Origin of the sequence: Nonlabens sp. MB-3u-79 (assembly GCF_002831625.1) — a bacterium.
Taxonomy (GTDB): domain Bacteria; phylum Bacteroidota; class Bacteroidia; order Flavobacteriales; family Flavobacteriaceae; genus Nonlabens.
This window is the reverse complement of record NZ_CP025116.1, coordinates 684,146-698,140: the sequence shown is the minus strand read 5'-3', so window position 1 is coordinate 698,140 and position 13,995 is coordinate 684,146. Positions and strand designations below refer to the sequence as shown.

Annotated in this window: 12 protein-coding genes; 10 read left to right on the top strand and 2 right to left on the bottom strand. The window is 37.4% G+C overall.

Annotated features, from left to right (window positions below; genetic code table 11):
• Window positions 1–35: 35 nt before the first annotated feature.
• The 6 genes from CW736_RS03105 to CW736_RS03075 all read left to right on the top strand — a co-directional run bounded on the left by CW736_RS03105 (window position 36) and on the right by CW736_RS03075 (window position 6,251).
• Window positions 36–1,190 carry a metallophosphoesterase family protein gene (locus tag CW736_RS03105; protein WP_101012520.1) on the top strand — a complete coding sequence of 385 codons (1,155 nt, stop codon included), beginning with the start codon at window positions 36–38 and terminating at the stop codon, window positions 1,188–1,190.
• 255 nt (window positions 1,191–1,445) lie between these two features.
• Window positions 1,446–1,904 (top strand): hypothetical protein, encoded by a 459-nt coding sequence (locus CW736_RS03100; protein WP_101012519.1) that lies wholly within the window; start codon window positions 1,446–1,448, stop codon window positions 1,902–1,904.
• Window positions 1,905–2,352: 448 nt separating this feature from the next.
• Window positions 2,353–2,664 (top strand): hypothetical protein, encoded by a 312-nt coding sequence (locus CW736_RS03090; RefSeq protein WP_101012517.1) that lies wholly within the window; start codon window positions 2,353–2,355, stop codon window positions 2,662–2,664.
• Window positions 2,665–2,681: 17 nt separating this feature from the next.
• On the top strand, window positions 2,682–3,722 hold the full coding sequence (locus CW736_RS03085; RefSeq protein WP_101012516.1) for a hypothetical protein: 1,041 nt from the start codon (window positions 2,682–2,684) through the stop codon (window positions 3,720–3,722).
• 95 nt (window positions 3,723–3,817) lie between these two features.
• The gene (locus tag CW736_RS03080) at window positions 3,818–5,140 is read left to right on the top strand and encodes an MBOAT family O-acyltransferase (RefSeq protein ID WP_232735406.1); all 1,323 of its coding nucleotides are present in this window, start codon (window positions 3,818–3,820) and stop codon (window positions 5,138–5,140) included.
• A gap of 358 nt (window positions 5,141–5,498) precedes the next feature.
• On the top strand, window positions 5,499–6,251 hold the full coding sequence (locus CW736_RS03075; protein WP_101012514.1) for a hypothetical protein: 753 nt from the start codon (window positions 5,499–5,501) through the stop codon (window positions 6,249–6,251).
• Between the two features lie 136 nt (window positions 6,252–6,387).
• On the opposite strand, the gene CW736_RS03070 is transcribed toward CW736_RS03075, so the two are convergent.
• Complete coding sequence (locus tag CW736_RS03070) at window positions 6,388–7,209, bottom strand: universal stress protein (RefSeq protein WP_101012513.1); 822 nt, start codon at window positions 7,207–7,209, stop codon at window positions 6,388–6,390.
• Between the two features lie 147 nt (window positions 7,210–7,356).
• On the opposite strand from CW736_RS03070, the gene rimP reads away from it, so the two are divergent.
• The 3 genes from rimP to infB are packed head-to-tail and all read left to right on the top strand — an operon-like array spanning window position 7,357 to window position 12,013.
• Window positions 7,357–7,824 (top strand): ribosome assembly cofactor RimP, encoded by a 468-nt coding sequence (rimP, locus tag CW736_RS03065; protein WP_101012512.1) that lies wholly within the window; start codon window positions 7,357–7,359, stop codon window positions 7,822–7,824.
• A gap of 8 nt (window positions 7,825–7,832) precedes the next feature.
• Window positions 7,833–9,065: a transcription termination factor NusA gene (gene nusA, locus CW736_RS03060; RefSeq protein WP_101012511.1), complete on the top strand. Its 1,233-nt coding sequence runs from the start codon at window positions 7,833–7,835 to the stop codon at window positions 9,063–9,065.
• 32 nt (window positions 9,066–9,097) lie between these two features.
• Window positions 9,098–12,013, top strand: a complete 2,916-nt coding sequence (gene infB / locus CW736_RS03055; protein ID WP_101012510.1) for a translation initiation factor IF-2 — start codon at window positions 9,098–9,100, stop codon at window positions 12,011–12,013.
• 69 nt (window positions 12,014–12,082) lie between these two features.
• On the opposite strand, the gene CW736_RS03050 is transcribed toward infB, so the two are convergent.
• A complete protein-coding gene (locus CW736_RS03050; protein ID WP_101012509.1) occupies window positions 12,083–12,457 on the bottom strand; it encodes a translation initiation factor IF-2 in 375 nt (124 codons plus the stop codon).
• A 183-nt stretch (window positions 12,458–12,640) separates the two neighbouring features.
• On the opposite strand from CW736_RS03050, the gene CW736_RS03045 reads away from it, so the two are divergent.
• A complete protein-coding gene (locus CW736_RS03045) occupies window positions 12,641–13,987 on the top strand; it encodes a c-type cytochrome (protein ID WP_101012508.1) in 1,347 nt (448 codons plus the stop codon).
• The last annotated feature ends 8 nt before the right edge of the window (window positions 13,988–13,995 follow it).

Genomic DNA, 13,995 nt, shown 5'->3' with positions numbered 1-13,995 from the left:
AAGAGATATTAATAGGTTTAAAAACAACTAATCAAATGATCAAATACTTCAGTTTACTATTGATAATAACAGGATTACTTATAAGTTGTCGCTCAAAAGAAAATTCCAATACAACTTTACTGACAAAAAAAGAAGGTTTAAAAATTACTCCTAAAGATTCAGTTCGTTTTAGTTTTACATTTTTAGGTTGTAACCGGGTAGACAGACACCAGCAACATGACGCAGCCGTAACCAATGGTTCTACGGCAAATTTAGAGCCCCTAAAACGTATTTGGAAAGAAATAGCAGCATTAGAGCGTAAACCAGATTTGTTTTTCTTTTTAGGAGATATGGTTTTGGCAGAATCTACAACTGAGAATCTGGAAAGCCAACTTAAAGCATGGAACAAATTGTATAATAATAAAGACTTTAGTGGTATCAGTGATTCTGGTATTGAAATGGTTGCCGTTCCAGGAAACCATGAAATGTTGTATTGGCATGATTATAACGTACCTAACCATGATGAATGGCCACTGGAAGGAGCTACTCAAATATGGATGAATCAGATGAGTGATTATATGCCGGATGATAGAGATCATGTTATAGGTATGGATAGTATTAACAATCAAATGACCTTCTCTTTTGTAAGAGAAAATATTGGATTTGTGTTGATGAATACGGACACATATAATTCATCAACAAAAGAAAATCCTTATGGTTTAGAAGGTCAAATCCCTACTCCTTGGATTGTCAATAAGGTAACTGAATATCAAGAAAATCCAGCTATTGATCATGTCTTTGTATTAGGGCATAAGCCATATTATGTAAGTGGAAAACCAGAAACGGGACATGCAGGAATTCCTGAGGGACCAGTGTTGTGGCCTAAATTAAAAGAAAATCGTGTGGTAGCGATGCTGTCGGCACATGTGCATGATTACCAACGTATGCAACCTGGAGGCGATGGTACTTATCAAATTATAGCAGGAAATAGTGGTAGCCCAGGATCAGCTACATTTTTTGGTTATTCAAAAATTGATATGATGACTGACGGTAGAATAAAACTAACTGCTATAGGTTTTGATAAAGGAGATCCATACTATAAGCCAATGCCAAATAGCCCATCTACAATTAGAGATCAAACCGATTTAACTTGGTCAAAAAATAAGAACCCCTATGTAGATTATTTATTAGAGCCAAGTACCGCTAAATAAAATGGCCCGCCCTTACATTGAAATACCCGTAGTATGCAGTTGTGCGGCCATATGGACGGAGCTATAGCGCAAATAGAGGGCTGCAAGTGGACGATTTTATCAACGACTAGGTCTTGTTACAAAAACAGTATAAAACATCATATTTACACCTATAAGCAGCTGCTGGTCCACACTTGCTTTTATCCCATATGTTAAAGGGCTATCGATTATGTTTAAGGTGGTATAACCACTTGTGTGTCATTTGAACTCAAACCTATGAATAGAATATTGACGTTACTCTTTTTAATTAATCTGACTGTTTCTTGCGCTCAAAATGAACGTACGAATGTAGTTGGAGAATGGAAAATTATTTCAGTTGATAGTCGAGACTTTTATCTGAATACTCAGACCGATTCTGTTTCAATTTCAAAGCATTTTAAAGAGATATTCACCGATTCATTAGAATTAGAAAATTTCATAAAAGATGCGAAAAAGACCTACGACAATAATGTAATGGAATTCAATGAGAGCGGAATTTATACGCAAAGAATTGATTCGGAATTGAGAATGAATGGAACTTACGAATTAAAACCATCGGGTGGAAAAATAAATGTGTTACTAAAAGACAGTGTGAATTGGGTACTGGACTATGAATTAGTCGGTAAGCAATTGCATCTGACTACAACGCTTTATGGCAAAAAATCTGAATTCGTTCTTGAGGAAATTGAAAAATAAAAAAACGGCATACAACAATGTATAAGCGGCATTAAAACGACCGCTTATACTAATCCGAAAACTTCAATCATATTTATATAAACTTTGTTGATCATAAAGAATTCATACTTCTTAAACATATGAGGCACCATGATGCTAAAGTTTGTAAAGTATTAGACCTGGATACTACAGCAAAAATGAGTTATGCAAATATGCTTAAACGCTATCCTGGTATTGAACTTAGAGTTCCCTACTATTCATTAGCTTCTTATTTAGGGATAACCCATGAATCTTTTAGCCGCTTGCGCAAAAAGCTGCAATCAAAAAATAATTTCTTACCATAGATCAACATTTTTATAGTACTTTTTATCTCAGATCAATGAAAAATCGAATCTGCTTGTGCATCTTTGTGGCCTTTAATTATTACCATATAAGAACATAAATAATTGAAAACACAAAGCAAACAACAATGCATGTAATTCACGAAGTAGTAGACTTCAATATTGGACACAAAGCTTATTTAGAGCACACTGCCAATAAGGCCGACAGTATGATAGGTATCCTTCGTAATATTAATAATCCTAGCCTATTATTCGTTGGGGGAAAAACAGAAAATCATCAAACTGCCAAAGCATTCACTTCTTCTGATGATTTAGAAAATACGATGGAAGCAGCTGGTGTGATCTCTACACAGGTAAAGCACTTAATGGATATATCTCATTTCAAAACACTTAAATATTTCAATAATAAATTGAGAATTTGTAAACATGCGCTCTTATAGCCTTAAAACAAAACATTATGAATCTAAAAAAATCATTAATAGTTGCGCTTCTATTAACTGTTGTTGCTGTTACAACATTGGAACTATTTTGGCGATCAGAAGGTTATGAGCCAAATATAGACGATAACAAAGCACTTTGGTCTGTGCAACGCCATAGACTTACCAATTTATCTCCAGAAAATACAGTCCTAATTGGTTCATCAAGAACACTTTTTGATATTCAATTAGATCAATGGGAAAATGAAACGGGAAAACGCCCGATTCAATTAGCAAATGTGGGAAGTTCTCCCTTACCTGTTTTTCATGATATTGTTGAAAATACAGATTATGCCGGCACTCTAATTGTTGGCGTAACTCCTGGTTTATTCTTTTCAACCACATTTCCTGATGCAGAACCTTGGGCATGGCCACAATCTAGAGTGGATTATTACAAAGACAGAACTTATGCACAACGATTTAATCATCAGTTATCGCTTCCCTTGCAACAAAGCTTTGCCTTATTGTCCTCTGGAGAACAAGATTTAGACGGTAATATAGATCTGAAAGCCTTATTAAAAACGATTAAAATTGGCGCCCGAATTCCACCTAGCCCAATGCCACCTTTTTATGAATTTGGCCAAATAACAACATTGGATAGAAATTTAAAAATGATGGAAAGAACAGTCACAGATACTGCGTTTGCAAATAGCATAATGAATGTTTGGAAACATCTGGGACAATCTGCTCCACCACCGGATAAAGCAGCTACAATGGCATTTTTTCTAAAAGATGCTGAAAAATTTAAAGCAAGAGGCGGAAAAATCATTTTAATTCGTTGCCCATCTTCGGGCGGCGTAAGAGCTGGAGAGAACTTTGCTTTACCAAAAAAAGATTTTTGGGACGATTTGGTTTCACAAACCAAGGTAAAATCATATCACTTTGAAGATTACGAGCAATTTAAGCACATGCAATGCCCAGAATGGTCGCATTTATCGGTTAAAGATGCCAAATTATTTACCACTGAATTGGCAAAAATAATGCTAAAAGACAATACCATTACTAACCTAAAAACCAACTAAACATGTTATTTAATTCCCTAAGTTTTGTCGTGTTTTTCGTAATTGTATTAACCTTATACTATTCAAAAATATTCAATTGGTCTAATAAAAAAAGAATGTTGCTTTTGGCAAGTTATATTTTTTATGGCTTGTGGAATCCGCCATTAGTTATTTTACTTTGGATTTCTACACTCGTAGATTGGACGGCTGGAAAACAGTTAACCACAGAAGAGAACCCTCGAAAGAGAAAGTTTTGGCTACTGCTCAGCATGTTTGTTAATTTAGGATTTTTAGCCTTTTTTAAATATGGTGATTTTCTTTTGGAATCTTTTGTAAGTCTGTTAAACACCTTTGGTATTGAGTTTGTAGCCAGACCTATGGATATTATTTTACCTATGGGTATTTCATTTTACACCTTTCAAACCATGTCTTACACCATAGATTTGTATAAACGTAAAATCCAACCCGCCAAAACGTTTTTAGATTTTGCACTTTATGTTACCTTTTTCCCACAACTTGTAGCAGGACCTATTGTAAGAGCTCAAGATTTAATCACACAATTTTATGAAGAAAAAAGAGCCACTTTTAATCAATTTGTGTGGGGACTCTTTTTACTGACTATTGGTGTTTTTCAGAAAGTGGTGTTAGCAGACACCTTACTTTCAGATACAGCTGATGATGTTTTTGGTTCTTCTAAATTATTAAACGGTGTAGATGCTTGGACGGGTACATTAGCCTTTTCCGGTCAAATATTTTTTGATTTTGCAGGCTATTCTACTTGTGCTATAGGTATTGCTTTAATGCTCGGCTTTGTTTTGCCAGATAACTTTAAGTATCCATACGCTTCGTTAGGTTTTTCAGATTTATGGAAAAGATGGCATATTACATTATCGAGTTGGTTGAAAGATTATTTATACATCCCATTAGGTGGCAATAGAAATGGTATTACCCAAATGTATGTTGCGCTTATGTTAACCATGCTTTTAGGAGGTCTTTGGCATGGAGCCGCATGGACTTTTATGGTTTGGGGGGGGCTGCATGGCACCTATCTGATTCTTGAAAGGGTACAAAAACATTACCTGCCCTTTAAAATAACCAAATGGAATGGTATCGTTTTAGCATTTATAACCTTTACCTGTGTAAATATTACTTGGGTGTTTTTTAGAGCGAGATCCTTTGATACTGCTTGGAATATGATAAAATCTATGTTTTATATGCAAACCAATGGAGAAAATATACTAGATACTTTTAGTATTATAAAAGTTTGTACTGTTGTTGGTTTCTTGTTTTTGTGTCATTGGTTGATGCGGAATAGCTCCATGAAAGAATTATCTCAAAAAACATCACCTTGGGTTTTAGGTGTGTTTTGGGCCGTAATGATTTTCCTGATAGTTATAGCAAAAGGCAGTGGTGAGCAGTTTATTTATTTCCAATTTTAAAATTTATAGATATTAATAGGTAGATCTGAGTTTCACTAGACATAGGAATGTTAAAGTAATTGCTTGTTTTCCCCTACTTTGGAAATTCCACAGGAATTTCCAACTCGATGTGCACAAGAGTTTCTGTCCCTCTTGTGTTTGCTTAGTTCCACGTCTTTCCTATTGTTTTAACTTACCCGTCTAAGGCAACATGCTACTTTTATACCTTCATTTATTAAGGTATACTAACATAGGGGGCTCATAGATTGGATCGCCTTAATTGTCTAGTAGCTTTATTATTATAAAACTTTTATCTCATTAAATAGCTTAGATTTACAGCGTGAATCTTTATACACAAGTTCTATAATCCCCTTTGTATATGTTAAAAAAATTAGTAATATTCAGTTTTGTCATTATGGCTGTAACAGCAGCTTTTTCCCAAGTAGGCGTAAATACTAATACTCCACAAACTACCTTAGACATTACTGCCATAGCAATCGATGGCTCTACTGCCGAAGGTATTATGGCTCCACGATTAACAGGTGACCAAATAAAAGGTAAGGATGCCAGATATACAGCGGCACAAACCGGTGCTATGGTATATGCAACTGAAGCAGTTATTGGAGCACCTGCAGGAAAGACGGTTAATATTACCACCAAGGGCTATTATTTTTTTGATGGGGTCCTTTGGCAGAAGATAGCTAGGTCATCAGTTATTTTTACAGCTTCTTTAGGAAATGGAGTTGGAGGTGATACCAATGCCACAATTACAAGGAATGGTTTCAATACGGTCCCATTACCCACTGTCACTAGCAATGTGGGTGGTGGAATATGGAGTGCGACCAACAACACGTATACCGTTCCTGTAAGTGGAACTTATATAATAAAGTCCAGTATAAGATTGGTTGACTTTAGTAGCTCCCGTAATGTTTTTCAAGCAGTAGGTACGGTAAATGCAGATGTTCCAGATGGTATTTGGCAGACCAATACCGGTGGTGGTACCCAGAGATGGACCATGTTGTATGTCAGAATTGCTTATTTTAATGAAGGAGATTTGCTCAGACTGTACACTTTCTCAGATGGCGAAGAAGCTGATTTGTCTGACGCTTCTCTAAACATTACTTTACTGTAATTGATCTGACTATTTCTCACCTTATAACAGCATCAATTATTCTCTTAACTAGTTGATTGCTATTTTATTTAAACGTTTTTAATTAACAGCACACCTTTGTTGGACCCCGCTTTCGCGAAAGCGAGGTTATTTAAAGTTACTTGATCCTAAAGGTAATTACAGGCAGGCTGGAGTGGTTGACCACGTCTTCACTAACGCTGCCGTTAAAAAAATGAGACAAGCCTTTACGCCCGTGATTTGCCATCCCTATAATGTCACCTTTAACGTCATTAGTGTAGTTAAACACCCCTTCTTCCACAGAAGTGTCGTTGTATATGACGTAATCTGTTGGTTCTACGTTGACATTTTTTAAATACTCGGCCACCTTTGCCTCTGCTTCTCGGGTGCTCATGAAGTTAGATGGGGTGTTGACATAAAGAAGGTGAAGGTTGCATTTTGTTTTTTTAGCAAACAAGTCTGCCTCTTTTAAAGCGCTGGTAGCATTAGGGTCTAAATCTGTTGCAAAAACAAAATCATTTACATCCAGCTTCTTTTTCCTGTCTTTCACCACCAGAACTGGGACTTCTGAGTTGCGTACTACTTTCTCAGCATTAGAGCCTATAAACAGATTGCGCATGCCTCCTGTTCCATGACTTCCCATGACGATCAAGTCGGCACGATGACGCTTCACAGTGTCCATGATACCACTAAAAGCTGCACCAGTTTCTACATCGCCATGAATCGTAATTCCTTGAAGAAAATCTTCTTTAAGCAGGTTATCAAACTTTTCTTTTGCAAGTTTCATAAAAAACAAAGCCTCTGGCAGGTTAGAGCTTGCGTTATTTGCTAGATGCAAGGGCAAATCCAGCTGGTGTAGTAAAAATAATTCTCCATTATTTTCACGTACAATATCAGCCGCGACTCTTAACGCGTTTTCTGCCTGAACTGAAAAGTCTGTTGGTACAATTATCTTCTTCATAATGTTGGTTTTGAATTACTTAAAGATACAAAAAAATATAACTTTAGCGAGCTGCTTTTTATGGCTTTGGAAATACTTAAAAAAATAGTATATTTGCGCAGTATTTAAACAAACACGAGGGGACTAAAGTCCCCTCTTTTTATAAATATGTTGAAAGAGAAAGTAGAAAAATTATTAAAAGAGGCGTTTGAAGAGCGTTCAGACTTGTTTTTGGTTGACTTCAAAATGGGTGCTGGTAACGAGATCAAGGTCATTATTGACGGAGATGACGGTGTTAAACTGTCAGACTGTATGTTTTTCTCTAGAGCAGTAGAACATAATCTAGATAGAGAAGAATATGATTTTTCTATTGAAGTGTTAAGTGCTGGTGCTTCCTCTCCTTTGAGTTTTCCACGACAGTTTATTAAAAATGTGGGTAGAGATCTTCAAATCGTAGACAGAGAAAAAAGAACGGAAACCGGTCTTTTAAAGGGTGCAAACGAGGAAGGTGTAACTATTACATGGAAAACTCGAGAGCCTAAGCCTATAGGTAAGGGTAAAGTCACTGTTGAAAAAGAGTGGACTTTAAAGTATGAAGACATTAAGCAAGCGAAAGTTGTTATAAAATTTAATTAGAAAGTAATATGGAAAATCTCGCATTGATCGAGTCTTTTTCTGAGTTTAAAGATGATAAAATGATAGATCGTGTCACGTTGATGGCGATCTTAGAAGATGTATTTAGAGCCGCTTTGAAAAGAAAGTACGGTGAAGATGACAACTTTGATATTATTATCAATCCAGACAAAGGTGATTTAGAGATCTGGCGTAACCGTGTTGTTGTTGCAGATGACGAAGTAGAAGATGATAACTCTGAAATATCTCTAACAGAAGCTCAAAAAATTGAGCCTGATTACGAGGTTGGGGAAGATGTTGCAGAAGAAGTGAAGTTGGTACAATTAGGACGTCGTGCTATTTTAGCATTGAGACAAAACCTTATTGCTAAAATTCATGAACACGACAATACCAATATCTTTAAGCATTTTAAAGAATTAGAAGGAGAACTTTACAGCGCAGAAGTACACCACATAAGACACAGAGCCATTATCCTGTTAGATGATGACGGTAACGAGATCATTATGCCTAAAGACAGACAGATTCCGTCTGATTTCTTTAGAAAAGGTGAGAATGTACGAGGTATTATTGAAAGCGTAGAGTTAAGAGGTAACAAGCCTAACATTATTCTATCAAGAACATCTCCTAAATTTTTAGAGAAATTGTTTGAACAGGAAATTCCAGAAGTTTTTGACGGAGTTATTTCTATAAAAGCAGTGGTAAGAGAGCCGGGAGAGAAAGCAAAAGTAGCTGTAGATAGTTATGATGATCGTATCGATCCTGTAGGAGCTTGTGTAGGTGTTAAAGGTTCCCGTATTCACGGTATTGTTCGTGAATTAGGAAATGAAAACATTGATGTAATTAATTACACTACTAACATGCAGTTGTATATAGCGAGAGCTTTGAGTCCTGCTAAGATAACTTCTATCACTATCAATGAAGAGACTAAAAAAGCTGAAGTTCGCTTAAGTCCTGAAGAAGTCTCTAAGGCCATAGGTCGTAGAGGTCATAATATTAGATTAGCCGGTAAATTAACTGGTTATGAAATAGACGTGATCAGAGAAGGCGGTGAAGAAGATGTGGAATTAACAGAGTTCACTGATGTAATCGACGGATGGGTTATTGAAGAATTGAGTAAGATAGGGCTGGATACTGCCAGAAGTGTTCTAGAGCAAGACGTTGCCGACCTAATAAAACGTACAGATCTTGAGGAGGAAACCGTATTAGACGTGGTTAGAATCCTGAGATCAGAATTTGAAGATTAGATTAGAAATTAAAGTCAATCCTGAACCATTTTATGGCTGAAGTAAAAAACATGAGACTCAACAAAGTTCTAAGAGAATTTAACATCTCTTTAGATCGTGCTGTGGAGTATCTTAATTCTAAAGGAATTGAGATAGAGGCTCGCCCTACCACAAAAATAGACGGAAGCGTTTATCAAGCACTTGCTGATGAGTTTCAAACTGATAAAAGCAAAAAAGTTGCCTCAAAGGAAGTAGGTGCTGAACGTCGCAAGGAACAAGAAGAATTGCGAACGCAGCGAGAAAAAGAACTTGAGGAAAAACAGAAAAGACAAGAGATTATTAAGGCTAAGGCCTCTCTTGACGGTCCCAAACAGGTAGGTAAAGTAGATCTCAATGCTGGTAAAAAAGCAGAGAAAACTACAGAGCAACCTGTGAAGACTGTGGAACCTGTTAAAGAAACTACTGCTGAGGTAGTGAAAACCCCTAAAGAGGTAGAGCCTCCGGTAGTAGAGCAACCTAAAGAAACCGAGCAGGTTTCTTCTCAAGTTTCTAATAGACCTAAGTCCTTAGGGACTACCGTTAAAGGTAAAATAGATCTCAGTGCCAATAAATCATCTAAGCCCCAGGCTAAGAAAAAAGAAGAGGCACCTAAGAAAACTGAAAAAGAAACTCCGAAGACTGTAGAACCAGTCAAAGAAGTTAAGAAGTCTGAAGAAACTTCAGGTAAAGACGCTTCAAAAGAAGCTGCTCCAAAAGAAGACGCTCCGAAAGAAGCTGCTCCAAAAGAAGTTGCTGATAAAGAGGTTTCTGAGAATCCAGAGTCTGAGGTAATCAAGACAGAGTATAAAAAACTTGGTGGTCTTAAAGTTACTGGTGAAAAAATTGACCTTTCACAATTTGCAAAGCCTAAGAAAAAAGCGGCAGATACTAACAGAGGTAAACGTAAACGTATTTCCAAGCCGGGAGCCCCTGGTGGAGGTGTAGCTGGAAAGCGCACGAGCAGCCCAAGACGTGGTGCTCCTTCTAGTAGTGGACCTGCTCGTAAGAGCATTGTTAAAGAAGAGCCTACTGATGAAGAAATTCAGAAGCAGGTAAGAGAGACTCTTGAAAAACTTCAGGGTAAATCTTCTAAGTCTAAGGCAGCACGTTACCGTAGAGATAAGAGAGATAGTCACCGTGATAAAGTGGATGCTGCAGAGCAAGCACAAGCAGAAGATAAAAGCTTACAAGTAACAGAGTTTGTTACTGTTAGTGACCTGTCTATCATGATGGACGTACCGGTTAACAAAGTTATTGGTGCTTGTATGTCTCTAGGAATGATGGTAACACTAAATCAAAGATTAGATGCAGAAACGATGTCTATCGTTGCTGACGAATTTGGTTTTGAAGTAGAATTTGTAAATGCAGATATTGAAGAAAGCATTGCAGAGGTAGTAGATAATGACGAGGATTTAGTTACACGAGCTCCTATTGTAACTGTAATGGGTCACGTAGATCACGGTAAAACTTCCCTTTTAGATTATATCAGAAAAGAAAATGTAATCGCTGGCGAAAGTGGTGGTATTACACAGCACATTGGTGCTTATGGAGTACAACTAGAAAGCGGACAGAAGATAGCATTTCTAGATACGCCAGGTCACGAAGCCTTTACGGCGATGCGTGCGCGTGGTGCACAACTAACAGATATTGCTATTATTGTCGCTGCGGCAGATGATGATATCATGCCTCAAACTAAAGAAGCAATTTCGCATGCTCAAGCAGCGGGAGTTCCTATAGTTTTTGCGATCAACAAAATTGATAAAATAGGTGCTAATCCAGAGAAGATCAAAGAAGGTCTTGCTCAGATGAACTTATTAGTAGAAGACTGGGGTGGGAAAATTCAATCCCATGATATTTCTGCTAAGGTAGGTACAGGTGTTAAAGAATTACTTGAAAAAGTGTTGCTTGAAGCAGAATTACTGGACTTAAAAGCCAATCCTAATAAACTGGCTACTGGAACTGTCGTGGAAGCATTCTTAGACAAAGGTCGTGGATATGTATCTACAGTTTTAGTTCAATCAGGTACTTTAAGGGTAGGAGATTATCTTCTTGCCGGTCCTAGACATGGTAAGATCAAGGCAATGCAAGATGAGCGTGGAAATGAGGTACTAGAAGCGGGACCAGCAACACCAGTATCTGTATTAGGTCTTGGCGGTGCTCCGCAAGCAGGTGATAAGTTCAATGTGTTTGAAGATGAACGTGAAGCAAAGTCTATTGCTGCTAGACGTACTCAACTTCAACGTGAACAATCTGTTCGCACACAGAAAACATTATCCCTTGATGAAATTGGTCGACGTATCGCATTAGGAGACTTTAAAGAATTGAACTTAATTCTTAAAGGTGATGTTGATGGTTCTGTAGAAGCATTAACAGATTCATTCCAGAAACTATCTACCGAAGAAATTCAAGTAAATATCATACACAAAGGTGTAGGTGCTATTACAGAAACGGATGTGTTACTCGCAACTGCTTCTAATGCTATAATAATCGGATTTAATGTACGCCCTCAAGGGAATGCAAGATCTGTTGCCGATAGAGAAGAAGTTGATATACGTACTTACTCTATTATCTATGACGCGATCAATGATCTTAAAGATGCAATGGAAGGAATGCTTTCTCCAGAGCTTAAAGAAGAGATCACCGGTAATGCTGAAGTAAGACAAACCTTTAAAATCTCTAAAATCGGAACTATTGCAGGTTGTATGGTGACAGATGGTAAGATATTTAGAAACGGTGGTGTACGACTTATCAGAGATGGTGTAGTAGTCCATACAGGTGAACTTGTAGCTCTTAAACGTTTCAAAGACGATGTTAAAGAAGTGGCTAAAGGTTATGAATGTGGTATGCAAATAAAGAATTACAACGACTTGCAAGAAGGTGACATTATGGAATCCTTTAGAGAAGTAGAAGTAAAAAAGACCTTAAAGTAATAAGAGTCTGTTATAAATAAAAAGCGTCTTCATGAAAATGAAGACGCTTTTTTTATGAGCTATTATTGATTAGGGTTTTAAGATAAAGGCATCTTTATATTCTTCTTTTATTTTCAGTAGCGCGCGATCTGCTTCTAATCTGCTGCGGTAAGTTCCTACCCATATCTTGTGGTAAGGAGATTCCCATTTTAACTCTGCTTTCCATGGCAAATCTAAGGCGTCGTAGTTTTCTTTAGTAGTGATCGCTTTATCTCGGTCTCCGTAAAATAATTGTATGGTAAACCTGTCTTTAAAATCTCCCGAGCGATCCATGGCTATTTTGGTAGAAATAAGCTGGTCGATTTTTTGCTTGTTCACAGGTTGAGACTCTTGTGCAATTCCTTGAAATGCAGTGGAGAACAAGCCTAGACTTAGGAGGAGCGTTGTTACATTTTTTATAGACATAGTGAGTGTTTTGTAGAGTTTATGCTTTTTTGAAAAACCCTATTTAGACTAATTATAAATTATTTTCTTCGTTTATTAGAAGCAAAAATAAACGTTTTATGACCTATTTTTGCACGAGCATTTACGATAGGGTAAAATACCATAATTATTGTGCCAAAGTTATAGTAATATTCATTAAAGAAGATGATAAATAGGAAATTACATTTTTCCGCTTGGCAGTTTTTGCTAGCGTTTGTTTTCGTAACACTTAACTCTTTAAGTGTATACGGGCAACAAGACGCTACCACCTCAGAAGGTGAGCCTGCGGTACCTGTAGAAGCGGCCAGCGGTGCTGACGCAACAAAGGGAGAAGAACTCTTTAAAGCTAATTGTGCTTCATGCCACAAATTGTATAAAAAGCAAGTTGGACCTGCTCTATATGGCGTTTCTCAGAAGTACGAAAAGGAATGGTTGTACAAATGGATCACAAACTCTACAGAATTTATAGCTAGTGGAGATGCGAGAGCAAATGCGATCTACAACGAGTACAATCAATCCAACATGAATGCTTTTCCACAGCTTTCCACTGTAGATATTGATAATATTCTTGCCTATACAGATACAGAGAAGCCAGCCCCTGTTGTTGCCGTTGCTGGTGCAGATGGAGCTGCGGTTGCAGGATCTGGAGATAGTTCTGTGACCAACAACCTTATTTTAGGAGGGCTAGCTCTAGTGTTGTTGTTATTGGTTGCTCTTCTTATCGTAGTAAATAAGACATTAAGACGTTTTGCTGAGGCAAATGGTATTCAGACAGAATTTGAAGTGGAGACTGAAGTGCGCACTCCTTTATGGAAAGCATTTGTTCAAAATCAATTCTTAGTTCTTGTTACTGCTGTGTTTTTATTATTAGGTAGTGCTTATTTTGGCTATGGAGCTTTAATGAGTGTGGGTGTTGATCAAGGTTATGCGCCAGTTCAACCTATTCATTATTCTCACAGAATTCACGCTGGTACAAGCCAGATTGAATGTAAGTATTGTCACTCTAGTGCTCGTGAATCGAAGCATTCTGGAATTCCATCTCTTAACGTATGTATGAATTGTCACAAATCTATCGCAGAAGTGGCACAAACCACTTACCAAGAAGGAATGGATGAATACGGAATAGACTACAATAAAGAAATTGAAAAGTTATATGCAGCGACCGGATGGGATACAGACGAGCAAGCTTTTGTAGGAGAAGAGCAGCCAGTGAGATGGGTGCGTATTCACAATTTGCCTGATCTTGCTTATTTCAATCACGCCCAGCACGTAACAGTAGGTAAAATTGACTGTCAAACATGTCATGGTCCAGTGGAAGAAATGGAAGTGATGTATCAATATTCACCATTAACAATGGGATGGTGTATCAACTGTCACCGGGAGACTAACGTAGATCTTCAGGGGAACGGTTATTATGAAAAAATTCATAAAGAACTTTCTGAAGCTCGTGGTGGTCGTCAACTGACTATTGCAGATTTAGGGGGACTTGAATGTGGTAAATGCCACTACTAATATAATAG